Annotated in this window: 11 protein-coding genes and 1 tRNA gene; 4 read left to right on the top strand and 8 right to left on the bottom strand. The window is 42.2% G+C overall.

The features are described 5' to 3' along the window. Nucleotides 1-21: 21 nt before the first annotated feature. A complete protein-coding gene (gene psaK, locus FD724_RS25580) occupies nt 22-282 on the bottom strand; it encodes a photosystem I reaction center subunit PsaK (RefSeq protein ID WP_012410900.1) in 261 nt (86 codons plus the stop codon). 929 nt (nt 283-1211) lie between these two features. On the opposite strand from psaK, the gene FD724_RS25575 reads away from it, so the two are divergent. Next, nucleotides 1212-2480 carry a glycosyltransferase family 1 protein gene (locus tag FD724_RS25575; protein ID WP_179074521.1) on the top strand — a complete coding sequence of 423 codons (1269 nt, stop codon included), beginning with the start codon at nt 1212-1214 and terminating at the stop codon, nt 2478-2480. Nucleotides 2481-2664: 184 nt separating this feature from the next. Further along, nucleotides 2665-4392, top strand: coding sequence for an NFACT family protein (locus tag FD724_RS25570; RefSeq protein ID WP_179074520.1), 1728 nt, complete (start codon nt 2665-2667; stop codon nt 4390-4392). Between the two features lie 461 nt (nt 4393-4853). Here the strand turns inward: FD724_RS25570 and FD724_RS25565 are convergent, their stop codons facing one another. The 5 genes from FD724_RS25565 to FD724_RS25545 form a co-directional block, all read right to left on the bottom strand. After that, nucleotides 4854-4991, bottom strand: coding sequence for a hypothetical protein (locus tag FD724_RS25565; protein ID WP_179074519.1), 138 nt, complete (start codon nt 4989-4991; stop codon nt 4854-4856). A gap of 256 nt (nt 4992-5247) precedes the next feature. Then, nucleotides 5248-5320, bottom strand: a tRNA-Phe gene (locus FD724_RS25560). Nucleotides 5321-5395: 75 nt separating this feature from the next. Then, nucleotides 5396-6265, bottom strand: coding sequence for a metal ABC transporter permease (locus FD724_RS25555; protein ID WP_179074518.1), 870 nt, complete (start codon nt 6263-6265; stop codon nt 5396-5398). Nucleotides 6266-6276: 11 nt separating this feature from the next. Beyond that, nucleotides 6277-7053 (bottom strand): metal ABC transporter ATP-binding protein, encoded by a 777-nt coding sequence (locus tag FD724_RS25550; protein ID WP_114085699.1) that lies wholly within the window; start codon nt 7051-7053, stop codon nt 6277-6279. Between the two features lie 87 nt (nt 7054-7140). Beyond that, entirely contained in the window at nt 7141-8082 is a 942-nt protein-coding gene (locus FD724_RS25545) for a metal ABC transporter substrate-binding protein (protein ID WP_372726529.1), read from the bottom strand. A 380-nt stretch (nt 8083-8462) separates the two neighbouring features. Between FD724_RS25545 and FD724_RS25540 the strand changes: the two genes are divergently transcribed. Beyond that, entirely contained in the window at nt 8463-10067 is a 1605-nt protein-coding gene (locus FD724_RS25540; protein ID WP_179074517.1) for an iron uptake porin, read from the top strand. Between the two features lie 227 nt (nt 10068-10294). On the opposite strand, the gene FD724_RS25535 is transcribed toward FD724_RS25540, so the two are convergent. Together FD724_RS25535 and FD724_RS25530 are read right to left on the bottom strand one after the other, a co-directional pair. Then, nucleotides 10295-11341, bottom strand: a complete 1047-nt coding sequence (locus tag FD724_RS25535; RefSeq protein ID WP_179074516.1) for a DUF6745 domain-containing protein — start codon at nt 11339-11341, stop codon at nt 10295-10297. Nucleotides 11342-11377: 36 nt separating this feature from the next. Beyond that, nucleotides 11378-11626 carry a hypothetical protein gene (locus FD724_RS25530; protein ID WP_256874357.1) on the bottom strand — a complete coding sequence of 83 codons (249 nt, stop codon included), beginning with the start codon at nt 11624-11626 and terminating at the stop codon, nt 11378-11380. 433 nt (nt 11627-12059) lie between these two features. Between FD724_RS25530 and topA the strand changes: the two genes are divergently transcribed. Next, complete coding sequence (gene topA / locus FD724_RS25525) at nt 12060-14720, top strand: type I DNA topoisomerase (protein ID WP_179074515.1); 2661 nt, start codon at nt 12060-12062, stop codon at nt 14718-14720. The last annotated feature ends 479 nt before the right edge of the window (nt 14721-15199 follow it).

Below are 15199 nucleotides of genomic sequence, written 5' to 3'. Positions count from 1 at the left end.
AAGGCTAACTTGGGCAAGAACCTAAATTCTTCCCAGGTTATGCAGCCCTAAAACAGCTCCCACTCCTAAGATATGACCAAAGGCAGTGGTTGCTAAAAGGGCTGGTAAACCAAAACCACCAAAAAGATTAGATGAGGGTAGTGCTGGCTCTGCATTGGGATATTTGATGGTCGATTTCCCAAAGGCAATGGCAATGATATTAGCAATAATGATAATCAGTCCAACTGTCGGACTCCATTGCAGGGGTGTAGTTGCAGCAGCGAGTAAGGTTGAAGTAAACACCTGATTTGCTCCTGAAATTTATTAATGATTGAAAATATAATCTGAAACTTTTCGAAGCAAATTCAATAAAGTACCCGATTTTGCATCAATATTTAACAGTTATTATAACTACTTAATACAACTTGAGTTCAACGTGGTGAGTTAACTGTGCTAGTAGTCTGCCAACCCAAAAATGCTGCGTGATGGCTGGGTAAAGGGGAAGGGGTAAGGGGTAAGGGATTTGAAACCTTTCTCCCTTCCCCTTTACCCTTTACCCCGCTAAGTTCACTTGGCGAACTACTAGCTGCTTTTAACTTCAATCTCAGAAGTAAGCGTTTTCCTAGTTTCAAATTACACCTGTACATCAGATGTCAAGGAGAATTAATAAAGGTTTATCTATAGTCAGCAAATGTTAATCCCACTTTTAAGGTTGTAAAAATAACATATAGTATTCTCAGTTAGCTACTTAGCTACACTCATAAATACTTGTCAATTTTACACGCCAAAATTAAGACTTACTTGACTTCGGGGTCAATTTTTAAGTCGGGTAGTTGCTTACATTTACCAAAAAAATCAAAAATATTATTCCCTTGTGGGTGGGATTTTTGGCATGGTGAATATAATTTCTAACTCCTAATTTTTGCTGTCAATTTGTCAAATTCACGTTAAGTGTTTATTTAATTAATTTAGATAAGCATAAAAAAAGGTGAAAAACTATAATTTTTATCTATCAAAAGTATGAAATATAAGGTATAAATTTTCCTCTATCTAAAGAAAATAAATATAAATACTTAACCTAAAATTATACTTCTGGCAGAAGATGTAAAAAAATATTAGGTATATTAAATTAAAATGAATATTAATCAAAGTTTCTCAACAATTTAAGTAAGTGTGTTACACACGTACTTGAAACAGCCTAGAGCTTTGTTAAAATCAGCAACACACAAACTATGAACTCTACCACCGAAAAACGTATCGCCTTGATCTCCGTCCACGGAGACCCGGCGATTGAAATAGGGAAAGAAGAAGCTGGGGGACAAAATGTTTATGTGCGCCAAGTGGGTGAAGCACTAGCGCAGCTGGGATGGCAAGTTGATATGTTTACCCGCAAGGCTAGTCTGGAGCAAGATTCGATTGTTGAACATAGCGACAATTGCCGAACTATTCGTTTAAAAGCTGGACCCCTTGAGTTTGTGCCGCGAGATGAAATTTTTGAATATTTGCCAGAATTTGTGGATAATTTCCTCAAATTTCAGGCAAAAAATGAGATTAAATATGAGTTAGTTCACACTAACTATTGGCTCTCTAGTTGGGTGGGGATGCAGTTAAAGACAATCCAAGAGAGTAAACAGGTTCACACCTATCACTCATTAGGAGCAGTCAAGTACAACACGATAGAAAATATTCCTCTGATTGCTAGTCAGCGATTAGCGGTAGAAAAACAGGTGTTAGAAACAGCAGAGCGAATTGTGGCGACCAGTCCGCAAGAACAGCAACACATGCGATCGCTAGTTTCCACTGAAGGTAATATCGATATTATCCCCTGCGGTACAGATATTCAGCGTTTTGGTTCCATTGGGCGAGAAGCAGCTAGAGCTGAACTGGAAATTGCCAAAGATGCCAAAGTTGTATTATATGTAGGGCGTTTCGACCAACGCAAAGGTATAGAAACCCTAGTGCGTGCAGTTAACGAGTCTGAACTACGAGACTCGAAGAATCTCAAGCTAATTATTGGCGGTGGTAGTACTCCAGGTAACAGCGACGGCATTGAGCGCGATCGCATTGAGCAAATCGTCCACGAATTAGGAATCACTGACTTGACCATCTTTGCTGGTCGTCTCAGTCAAGATATTTTACCAACTTATTATGCAGCTGCCGATGTCTGCGTTGTTCCTAGTCACTACGAACCCTTTGGACTCGTAGCGATCGAAGCGATGGCAAGCGGTACGCCGGTTGTAGCTAGTGATGTCGGTGGACTTCAGTTTACTGTAGTTAATGAACAAACTGGTTTATTAGCACCACCACAAGATGTAGGTGCTTTTGCGTCTGCTATTGACCGAATTCTCTTTAATCCAGAGTGGCGAGACGAATTGGGTAAAGCTGGCAGAAAGCGTACTGAAAACAAATTTAGTTGGCATGGTGTCGCAACTCAGTTGAGTGAACTTTACACTCAATTGTTAGAACCATCAGCAAAAGAACCTGCATTGGTTGCTAAATAGTGTTTCAAGCAACTTAATCCACTTCAGATAAAATCATTTTACATAGCAATATCTGTAGAGAGACGCAAAATTTTGCGTCTCTATATTTGTTATGGGAGCAATTGGGGGATATCTACCCTACATTAATATCAATATTAGAGATGATGGAAGTATACTGAGCATCGACCTTTGAACGCGAATGGCTATGCAACCAGTTGACTTCACTACCCTTACAGCTACTTGTAGCGAAATACGCGCTAACTGGCTGCCCTCGCGGACAGAACAGGTTTATCAGCGCGATCGCTATACTATTGCCATAGCATTACGCACTCTGAAACAGCGTGATTGGCTACAGATTTCTTGGCATCCCCAAGCTGCACACATTTGTATTGGCGATCCCCCACCGCGATCGCCAGATACCTTTACCTTTAGCCAACAACTGATACACCAATTGGGTGGTTTGGCATTAGTGGGTATTGAAGCGATCGCACCTTGGGAGCGTGTTATTGATTTGCAATTTGCCCGTCGTCCCGGAGAAAGCGCTCTATATCATGTCTATGCAGAAATCATGGGCAAATATAGCAACGTTATTCTCACCGACGCTAGCAATATAATTATCACCGCCGCCCATCAAGTCAGTCAGCAACAATCTAGTGTCCGTCCCATCCAAACCGGACAACCTTATGAAACACCACCAAAACTGACTGGAACTGTCCCCAGTTTGAGCGAATCTCAAGAACGTTGGCAAGAACGGGTAAGTTTAGTACCAGGAGCAATCAAGCGGCAATTACTGAAAAGTTATAGTGGCTTGAGTGCAGCATTGCTGGAGTTAATGCTGTTAGAAGCAAATATCGCACCAGAAACATCTACCGATACTCTCAACCCTGACGATTGGCGACGGTTGTTTGAGCGTTGGCAAGAATGGCTGCAAGCTTTGGACTCCAAGAAATTTCAACCTGCTTGGACAAAAGATGGTTACACCGTAATGGGTTGGGGTGTAGTTGAAAAAGTCAAAAATATCCAGGAGTTGCTCAACCTTTACTATAGTAACGAAATTGACCAACAGTTATTTTCTCAATTGCGCCATCAGTTGAGTCAGAAATTAAATAATATTCTGGCGAAATTACGCAACAAAGCTCAAACCTTTAAAACGCGCTTACAGCAATCAGATCAAGCCGACGAGTATCGACAAAAAGCTGATTTATTAATGGCTCACCTGCAAAACTGGGAACCAGGGATGAAAGAAATTATCCTTGCTGATTTTGAGACAAATTTGCCAGTAGCGATCGCTCTCCAGCCAGATAAAAATGCTGTCCAAAATGCTCAAGGTCTTTACAAACAGCACCAAAAGCTGAAACGCGCACGTGCTGCCGTGGAACCTCTATTATTAGAAGTGCAGACAGAAATTGATTATTTAGAACAAGTAGAAGCTGCGATCGCTCAGATAGACACCTACAAAACATCAGAAGATTTACGAGCTTTAGAAGAAATCCGTGAAGAGTTGATTGGACAAAAGTATCTAGAAGATCCAGAATATCGCAGTCGCAGTGCAAACGAACCTCCTAGCACCAACTTTCATCGTTATCTTACCCCCAGCGGCTTTGAAGTATTAATCGGTCGCAACAATCGCCAAAATGACCAATTAACCTTTCGTGTAGCTGGGGATTATGACATCTGGTTCCACGCTCAAGAAATTCCAGGGAGTCATCTACTACTACGTCTAGAACCCGGTGCTGTGGCAGAAGAAGCTGATTTGCAATTTGTCGCTAATCTTGCTGCTTACTACAGTCGCGCGCGTCAGAGTGAGCAAGTGCCAGTAGTTTACACTCAGCCAAAACACGTTTACAAACCCAAAGGAGCAAAACCGGGAATTGCAATTTACAAGCAGGAGAGCATCCTTTGGGGAAAACCACAAATAGTCATTAGTCACTAGTCACTTATACTGAGTTTCGACTGCGCGAAAATCGAGCGTTCGCGTAGCGTCTCCGTTAGGAGAAGTCGAGATTCAACTACCGCGTAGTCGTAAAGCCTGCGGCATAGCTACGCTTAGGGCGCAGCCTTTGGTAGAGAAGTATTGGTCAATTCTTTTCTGCTTCCTCTACCTCTGGTTTTATCATTCTATACCCTGCGTTCTACTGAATTCTTCTAATAGATAGAGGCATTTAAGCTTTGCTAATATCTTTTTTTGATGAATATTCCTGAAAAATCTGTGTTGACTGTTACAATATTGTTAAGAAAAGTTGCCCGTTGCATTTTGGGAACGCGCAATTGGGTTTTAACTCTCTTGAGAAGACAACGCAAAAAAAATATTTTATAGACCAGCTGTGGGAGGCTGGTCTTTTTGTATTTAATACAGCACTTTGAGTATTTTTTGAGCATTTATAGCTCAATACGCTACTTCGCTAAAGTCTCGTTCAACTGCTCATATAAGATATCCTTCTCAATCTCCTCTGCTTTAAGTTTTGCCAGTTTCCGACTAGCAGGAGTATCTAGCCATCCTGTGGACAAGTAATAAATGGCGCTTACCAGCATAGTGAAATCTCAACTGTATTCGACCATTAGAGTTAATGATTGATAAAGATCCTTTATATCCTCGTTCCCTAGAAGAATTTTGGTACATAAGTATTAATGGTGTACTTGTCCTCTACACTATTTACACCACTTTTGTATCTAAAGGTATCAAAAACGTCCAAAAATGGCATAAAGACTAGAACATTTATCCTCTATTTTTCAGGGATTAAAAACCAAAAAACCCTTGAAATCAAACGATTTCAAGGGTTTTTAATGATGCCAGGAACCGGACTTGAACCGGTGACACGAGGATTTTCAGTCCTCTGCTCTACCAACTGAGCTATCCCGGCTTGGGCTTTTGTGAGCCACGATTAATAAATGTAGCAAACATCCCAAAATATAGCAAGCCCTTGGAGAAAAAAGATTTATGCAGCTTTCAAATTCAACTTAAACCAGATGAAAACAGCTATAAATAGCAGGAATTGTACAAGAACAATACTTGGGCCAGAAGCAAGGTTGAAAATACCAGAGACAATGATGCCAGCAATGCTGCTGATGGAACCAACTATCACCGATATGACTAGAAAGCGGCTAAAGTGGTGACTCATCAATTTGGCAGTAGAGGCGGGAATAACCAAAAAGGCGTTCACTAGTAAAACGCCGACAGCTTTAATCGCTACGGCAACGGCGAGTGAAAGCAAAACCACAAATATATAGCGGTACAATTGGACGGGAACGCCTTGGACTTGTGCTACATCAGGGTTAAGGGTCAACAAAATTTGCTGTCGCAGGGTTGATAGTAAAAATATGCTACCTCCCACCAGTACTAACAGCGTCAAAATCAAATCTGTGGTATCGATCGCTAGAATATCCCCGAACAGCACAGCCATCAAGTTGCCGCGATATCCTTTAATCAGGCTAGTGAGAATCACACCGATCGCTAATGCCCCAGATAGCACTATGCTAAGGACGCTATCGCTACCTAAATCGGTTTTGTCGATGAAGTAGAGGACAATAACGCCGAAAACTAAGGTAAAAGGTAATAGCATCCAAGTCGGATTTATTTGGAGTAGTACACCTAACGCCACACCTACTAATGCTGCATGACCAACGGCGTGGCTGAAAAAGGACAACTGGCGCAAGGTGACAAAACTGCCCAACATCCCACCAAGTATTCCCATTAACACAGCACCGACGATCGCACGCTGCATAAAGGGGAATGTTAACAAGCTTACCAAGTCATTACTACTGGCGATCGCAAGCCAAGATATCTGACAATCATTGAAGAAATTCATACTTATAAGCTTTAATGTTGGTGCTGGTAACGGCTGAAACCTGGGCCGTATGTGGCTAACAGGTTTTGCGGTGAAAGGGCAATTTCCGGTTTACCAGTACAAACAATGCTTTGGTTCAGGCAAAGCACGCGATCGCAATGGCGATTTACCATATCAATATCATGAGAAACTTGTAATACCGTCCAACCCTCCTCTCGCTTTAATTCATTTAGCAAAGCGTAAAAATCTGCTGAACCTTGCACATCAACACCAGCAAAGGCTTCATCGAGTACCAAAAGTTTCCGAGGCATTACCAAACAATAAGCCAACAACACCCGCTTGAGTTGACCACCGCTAAGAGTACCAATAGCTTGATGCTGTAAATGATAAGCATCGGTTCGCCGCAAAGCTTCTACTACTGCTGCCGATTTTTCTCTGTCTTGTTTCCACAGCTTGGAGAAAAATAAATCTCCCTTTTTTCCTTCCTTTGCCCATCCCAGTCCCACCAATTCGCTAACAGAAATAGGAAAGCTGCGGTCAAAAATAAAGTTTTGCGGCATATAGCCTAATAAATGACGCAAACGCCCCAGCCTTGCAATTGGGCGACCGAAAATTTCAATCGTACCAGCACTTCGAGGTATCAAATCTAAAACCGCTTTTACTAAGGTACTTTTACCAGCACCATTGGGGCCAACTATGGCTGTATCTGTTCCTGGCAATAATTCAAAAGAAACATCTCGAACAGCTAGATAACTACCTTGATAGACAGTTAATCCTTCTACTTTTAAAATAGCAATGTCATTAGTCATTGGTTCTTAGTCATTATTAGTCATTGGTCATTAGTCATTAGTCATTGATCGTTGGTCATTAGTTTTTACAAAGGACAAATGACAAACCTATTTACATGACGTTTCCAAAATTTGTAAGTTAGCTTTCATTGCCTTGAAATAATGCTGTGGATCTGTTTCGCCAGTTTCCAGGGAATCCAGAGGACGCAAAGTTAATTTCAAGTCTTTGGAGAGGCTACTTAGGAGTTTATTATCTACTCCTGGTTCACTAAACAAAGCTTTAACTTTGTACTTTTTAACAGCATTAACTGCATTTTGCACATCAGTTGGTGAAAGTTGATCTTCGGGTATTTGCACCACAGCAACTTGCTTGAGGTTATAGCGTTTTGCTAAATAGGGAAACGCATCATGAAAGGTAATAAAGGTACAACTAGGAGTTTTTTGTAAAGTCTGTTGAAATTCATTATTTAAACTTTCTAATTCTTTAATATAAGCCGCAGCATTTTCTTCATAAGTAGCTTTATTCACAGGGTCAGCAGCAATTAATCCATCTCGAATATTAGTTACCTGTTGTTTTGCCAAAACTGGATCTAACCAAACATGAGGATTACCTTGGGCGTGATCGTGGTCTTCTTCCTCCTTCGCTGTTTTTACAACAGGTGAAATTTCATTTAAGGGTTTAATACCTTTACTGGCATCAATTTCAGCTAGTTTTGTATTTTGAGCATTTTTGACCGTATTTTCCAGAAATACCTCCAAACCTAAACCATTTTTTACTAACACATTCGCGGTTGCGATCGCTTTGACATTTTCGGGTGTCGCTTGGTATTCATGTACCTCCGTACCAGGCGGCACTAGAATTTCTACATCTGCCACATTCCCAGCTACTGCCTTAGTAAACAAATATATCGGCAAAAATGTCGTCACAACTTTAGTTTTTCCTAACTGCGCTACTGGGGTGGATACAGTCGCCTGTGCTTGCGGTGACTGTTCAGGTATTGTTCCCTGATTCGGATTCGATTGGCTACAGCTAGCAATCATCGACAACATTAATAGAGTCATTATGGACAAGATGCCGCTTCTTTGTCTTCCTCTGATCAGCCCTTTGCCATTGATCGTCACGGTGTTTTCCTCCTCAAAATGGATGCAAGTCTATGAGACGTATTCTAAATTTTAGACTATAATAATTCTCATTCTCATTCCCAACACATAATATCATTCTCAGTTTCCTGTGTAATGAGTAACAACAAAACTTTGTCAGATGGTACAGTCCTCTGCAATTTAGTTTTCCTTGAATAATTAGGATTTCTTGACTTTTTTTGTTAAAAAGGTTGTCTATTTCTGATAATATTACTGACAAATATTTGCATGAAATACACGTTAAAAAAACGTGCTTTGGGTGTGAATTGGAGATAAGTGTGAGGAGAAAAATGCAAAATTTCTGTAAATATCTGCTAGTTAGTCCAGCAGTCTGCTGTGCAATGCTATTTGTGAATACTGCTGCATTTGCAGGTGAAACATCCGCTACGTCTGAAATCAATCAACCGCAAGTTTTAGCTAGTCCAGACACAAACACTCACATAACAGGGCAAGTTACTTCCGTATCTCAATTTTCCGACGTACAACCCACCGACTGGGCATTCCAAGCATTGCAGTCGTTGGTTGAGCGCTATGGCTGTATTGCAGGATACCCAAATAGTACTTATCGCGGTAATCGCGCATTAACGCGATATGAGTTTGCTGCTGGTTTGAATGCTTGTCTAGATCGCGTTAACGAACTTATTGCTACAGCCACAAGCGATTTAGTTAGCAAACAAGATTTAGCAACATTACAAAAGTTGCAAGAAGATTTTTCAGCAGAACTGGCGACACTCCGAGGCCGTGTAGATGCAGTAGAAGCTAAAACTGCTGAATTGGAGGCGAATCAGTTCTCAACCACAACCAAGCTGAATGCGGAAGTAGTAATAGCGATCGCAAGTGTCGTCAGTGGTAATGCAGTTAATGGTCAAGAAGTCAACCAAAATGCTGTCCTTGCAGATCGGGTACGTCTGAACCTCGACACCAGTTTCACAGGAAAAGATTTACTCAGAACACGACTTCAGGCAACAAACTTAGACCCATTCTCTGACACTGCTACCTTTACACCAGAAGGTGACTTCCGATTTGCTGGTGGTAACAACAGTAATGGAGTTGTGATAGACGCACTGTTGTATCAGTTCCCTCTCGGTAGTAAAACAGGCATCACCCTGGAAGCAAATGCAGGTGCAATTGATGATTTCACTAACACAGTTAACCCATACTTAGATGGGGACGGTGGTAGCGGTGCCCTTTCTCATTTTGGAACTCGCAACCCAATTTATTATCTAGCCAATGGTACTGGTATCGGAATCAAACACGAGTTCAGCGATCAGCTGGAACTAAGCTTGGGGTATTTAGCGAATGACGCTGCTAATCCTCAGCTAGGCTCTGGACTGTTCAACGGTGCTTATGGTGCTATGGCGCAGTTAACTGTTAAGCCTAGCAACCAAATTACCCTTGGTTTAACCTACCTTAACGCCTACAACAATACTTTTTTTGCCAATGGTAGTGGTGGTAGCAATAACGCCAATAACATCTTGCAAAATGCTTCTAGTAACTCCTACGGTATAGAAGCATCCTTTCAACCTAGCTCAAAATTTGTGATTGGCGGTTGGGCTGGCTTGACCAAAGCTCGCATTCTTTCGGTCACTCCTGGCGATGCTGACATCTGGAACTATGCCGTCACACTGGCTTTTCCGGATCTTGGTAAAACAGGTAACATTGCAGGCATTATTGTGGGTATGGAACCTAAAGTTACCAGCGTCAGCAGTTCTCTCAGTAATGCAGGTATCAACAAAGATCCAGACACTTCATATCACATTGAAGGTTTCTATCAATATAAATTGAGTGACAATATCAGCATCACCCCAGGAATTATCTGGCTAACAGCGCCAGATCATAATAATCAAAACGATGATATCGTGATTGGGACAGTGAGAACCACATTCACTTTCTAATTTTCAAATATTGAAAAAGACGCAAGTTAATCCTTTGCGTCTTTTTTTGTGTGTGGTTTCAAAAATAAAACCTAGTATTTTTGCTGGGCTTGATATTTCAAAATAATATAGCGATTCTATGGCTGTTCCATTTTCATCTAGCCCGCTACGCTACCAGAAGTAGAGACAATAATAATAGTCTTACGCTTTTTTAGTATGGTTCTAAATGGGGAAGGTCGCTGAAGCAGTTATGTTTGCATACCAAATCCCTCTGGGTCTACACCCCAATTCACCCAGCCAATTGCCTCACGCGCTGAATTCATATTTGGTGGAACTCGCAAGGCGTGAATAAACCCTGTACTGGGGCAAGTCATTTTTAATAAGTAAATTGGTTCTTCATCAACATCAGCATCAATTTTTAATAACGTGTATTCTTGCCAAATATCTAATTCAATAGCTTGTAATTCTTGGCAAATTCTGGCGTAACCGATACCCTGAATTAACACTCGCCGTAGTTCGGCGTTTTCTTCTGTTAAAAGCCATTGAGATTGGCATTGCTGCGGGTGAATTTTACCGTATTCTTCAGGCAAGGTTACACCGTGGTATGAGTAAAGGCTATATCCATCAGTAAATTCAATGGCTGGTTCGCCTTCAGCGTGGAGACGGTTTTCATTGTCAAAGCGTAGGTGAAGGGGGCGATCGCAGATAATACAAAGGTTTTCAAATGGAGAAATCCAACCACAAAATCTTGATAGAGACTGTAAGGTTTTCCATCTTATTTTGCTGTAAGAACAATTTAATACAGATATATAAAAATCTAACCAACAACAATCACTAGCCAACTTTTGTGATTTTAACCAAAGACGATCTAAATTCATTTTAGGTTGAATTTTGAATTTTAATTTTTTTTCAAATACATATTCAGATATAATAAAATCTAGTCTAAAAATAGTTAATTGCCTAATAACCTGCCTATCTAGTTTATATAATGTTTTTGAAGTTTTATTAACTAAAGCTGTAGAAATATAGTTAATAAAATTGTTATTTAAATTTATGTTATTCGAATTTAATTTATTATTTCGCTTTTTAAGAATAATTTTCAAACCTGCATAAGGACTGTCACAAAAAATAATTTCCGGCTGTTGTTTACCGATCGCTGTATATGCAGCTTTAATGACTTCCGCCGCCTTTTCTTTATCAATCCGCTCAGTTGAAAGCGCGATCGCTCTCCACTTTTCCCGATAAACTGGAATCAAAGCCTCTTGCTCAGGCGTTAAATTTTCAATCAGCGACATATCGCCAACCTTCCGGTTCGTATTCCCTCTGAATTTTCACCATCCCATCCAATCACCTTGGGGAATAGAAATAGCTTTATGCTCCTCATGGGTAAGCAATGCCGACTCTGAAAACACACGCAAGTATAGTGTGCTATCTTTATCGTATAATTCGGCATTTCCCTCAGTAATGCGATGCTTATGCCCCGTAACTTCGCCTTCTGCCAAAGTTAAGTGAGGTATTTTTTGTCCTTCAATTTGCTGCACAGGCAGTAAAATTACATCACCTTGACGAATTGGTTGCATAGTTTTGCTTTCTTGACACAGCTACAAGCCCTACTTCGCTTTTGCTCTCAAATTTGGTTTAATTTTGGCACAAGCTATATGAAAGTGGGAATTGGGAATTGGGCATTGGGCAATAAATAGTTATTCTTCCCTTCCTTCCCCAATTCCCCATTCCCCATTCCCCATTCCCAATTCCCCAAATTTTAAAACTGTAGTCGCCAATTATGCGTTAGATAAGTTAAAGATTGAAATAGCTGGAAATTCACACCCAGCGTAGCCTTCTCTATCCTTTGGGACAGACGGGGCCACAAGTTCAGGGGATTTTCTCCCAAGCAGACAGTTTATGTGAGGATTAAGTCACCGCCCTAAGCGCGACCTTTTATCTTGACAATTTGCAAAAATTACCTCAATTTGACTGTTTAGCTTAGTAGCTATTCTTTTTATTGAAATTTCCATGTCAACTCTCGTCATCGTCGAATCTCCAACCAAAGCTCGTACCATTCGCAACTACCTGCCAGCAGGCTATCGGGTGGAAGCGTCTATGGGTCATGTGCGTGACCTCCCCCAGTCGGCTAGTGAAATTCCTGCTGCCGTCAAGGGGGAAACATGGGCGCAGCTAGGGGTAAATGTGGACGCCGACTTTGAACCGGTATATGTTGTCCCGAAAGACAAAAAGAAAATTGTCACCCAGCTTAAAGAAGCCCTTAAAGATGTAGATGAACTGATTCTGGCAACAGACGAAGACCGGGAAGGTGAAAGCATTAGTTGGCATTTATACCAATTGCTGAAGCCGAAAGTTCCCACTAAGCGGATGGTGTTTCACGAAATTACCCAAGAGGCAATCAAAAAAGCTCTGAAAAACTGCCGCCAAATCGATGAGCAGTTGGTTCGCGCTCAAGAAACGCGGCGGATTTTAGACCGACTCGTAGGCTATACCCTATCTCCACTACTATGGAAAAAAATCGCCTGGGGATTATCTGCTGGGCGGGTGCAATCTGTAGCTGTGCGGCTTTTAGTCACTAGAGAACGCCAACGCCGCGCTTTCCATGAGGGTACATACTGGGATTTGAAAGCCAGTTTGTCAAAGGAAAAAACGCCCTTTGGTGCCCAGTTGGTAACATTGGCAGGAACCAAAATTGCTAACGGCAGCGATTTTGACGCAGCGACTGGAGAAATTATCGCAGGTCGTAATGTCTTGTTGCTGAACGAAGATCAAGCGGTAGCCCTCAAGGAACGCCTAACAGGGAAAACCTGGAGTGTTACCGACATCGAAGAACGCCCAGTGACGCGCAAACCGTCGCCACCGTTTACCACCTCGACGTTGCAACAAGAATCTAACCGGAAACTGCGCCTCTCAGCCCGTGACACGATGCGGGTTGCCCAGAATTTGTACGAACAAGGGTATATTACCTATATGCGTACAGATTCGGTGCATTTGTCAGATCAAGCGATCGCAGCTGCTCGGAGTTCTGTAGAAAAGCTTTACGGTCAACAATACCTCAGTCCCCAACCCCGCCAATACACCACCAAATCCAAAGGCGCACAAGAGGCGCACGAAGCAATTCGTCCAGCCGGTAGCACCTTTCGCACTCCCCAAGAAACTGGTTTGGGCGGTCGAGAACTTGCCGTTTACGATTTGATTTGGAAGCGGACTGTCGCCTGTCAAATGGCTGATTCCCGACAAACTCAAATTAGCGTGCAATTGCAAGTTGAGGATGCTGGATTCCGGTCTTCTGGCAAACGGATTGAATTTCCTGGATATTTACGTGCCTACGTCGAAGGTTCAGATGACCCAGAAGCAGCACTGGAAGACCAGGAAGTAATTTTGCCCAATGTGAAAGTGGGAGATCATCCGAATTGTACAGATTTAGAAGCAATTGGACACGAAACTCAACCGCCAGCTAGATACACCGAAGCTTCTTTGGTGAAAACCTTAGAAAGTGAAGGTATCGGTCGTCCCAGTACCTACGCCAGCATCATTGGCACAATTATTGACAAAGGTTATGCCCATTTGGTGAGTAACGCCCTCATTCCTACCTTCACCGCTTTCGCCGTCACCGACTTACTGGAAAAACATTTCCCAGACATTGTTGATCCCAGTTTTACCTCGAAGATGGAGCAAACCCTTGATGACATTTCTACAGGTGAGGTAAAATGGCTACCCTACTTGCAGAAATTTTATCTGGGAGAAAAAGGGCTGGAAACCCTGGTAAAAGAACGGGAAAGTCAAATTGATGCCACCACAGCTAGGACTGTAGAACTGGAGAATCTAGATGCCAAAGTCCGTATTGGTAAATATGGCCCCTACATTGAAGTTACAAATGGTGAGGGGGTAATCACCGCCTCAATTCCCAAAGACTTGACCCCAGCTGACCTCGACCCCAAACAGGTAGAAGTTTTGCTGCGACAAAAAATCACAGGCCCTGACCAGGTAGGTCGGCATCCCGAAACTGGGGAACCGATTTATGTGAAAATCGGTGCTTATGGGCCCTATGTCCAATTGGGCGATAAAACCGACGAAAACCCCAAACCGAAACAAGCTTCTCTACTCAAGGGTGTCACCCCAGAAACCGTTACCCTGGAAATGGCTGTTGGTCTATTGGCACTACCCCGGACATTGGGAGTTCACCCAGTCACAGGCAGCAAAATCCAAGCAAGTTTGGGACGCTTTGGCCCTTATGTGGTTCATGACCAGGGTAAGGAAGGGAAAGATTACCGTTCCCTTAAAGCTGCTGACAATGTATTGACAATTAGCCTAGAGCGTGCATTGGAATTATTGTCCGAACCAAAAAAGGGACGCAGTTCCACCAATAGCAAGTCCAAGGCAGCCTTACGCGAATTGGGCCCACATCCAGAGGACGGGGAAACAATTAACATCTACGATGGCCCTTATGGCCCTTACATCAAGCATGGCAAAACTAATGTGAGTATCCCAGAAGGTCAAACTGTAGAAGATATAACCCTGACTGAGGCGCTTAACTTATTGGCAGCTAAGGCATCGACAACGAAATCGACTCGCAAAACGACTAAATCAACGACTTCCAAATCTAAGTCAACTGCTAAGTCAACTGCTAAGTCAACGACGGCTGCGAAAAAGAAAGTCACAGAAGGCTAACTGTAAGTCAACTAATTTTGGATTTTGAATCCTAGCTTTGGTGCGCTTCCAGTGCAACTCGAATTTTGGATTAAATAGAATTTTGCGGTTCATACCCCGATGCCACTTGCTTTATGCCGGAGAATCCTTCCACCGCAGTGGCTCCCCCTTGTAGGCAAAATCTAAAATCTAAAAGACGCTCCTACCTACGGACGCTCGATGACTCGCTACCGCTTCGCTAACGCTACCCTAGCGTAAATCTAAAATTCGTAGTCAAGAGTCCAAAGTCCGATCTTTAAACTCTTGACCCTTGATATTCATCCTTGATAGGATGCAGTTCTGTAGGTTGCAAGTGTGATACTCTAAAAAGTAAGGGAGAACACAACGCCAAATTTTAGAAGTGGCTTATGTCCCAAATACGGGATTGTGTCTGTGCCCAGTTGGAAGCCAGAGGTACGACAATGTGCCATTTTCTGCGTACCTGTTAATCAAAATTTGAG

Source organism: Nostoc sp. C057, assembly GCF_013393925.1.
Taxonomy (GTDB): Bacteria; Cyanobacteriota; Cyanobacteriia; order Cyanobacteriales; family Nostocaceae; genus Nostoc; species Nostoc muscorum_A.
This window is presented reverse-complemented; position numbering and strand designations above follow the sequence as displayed.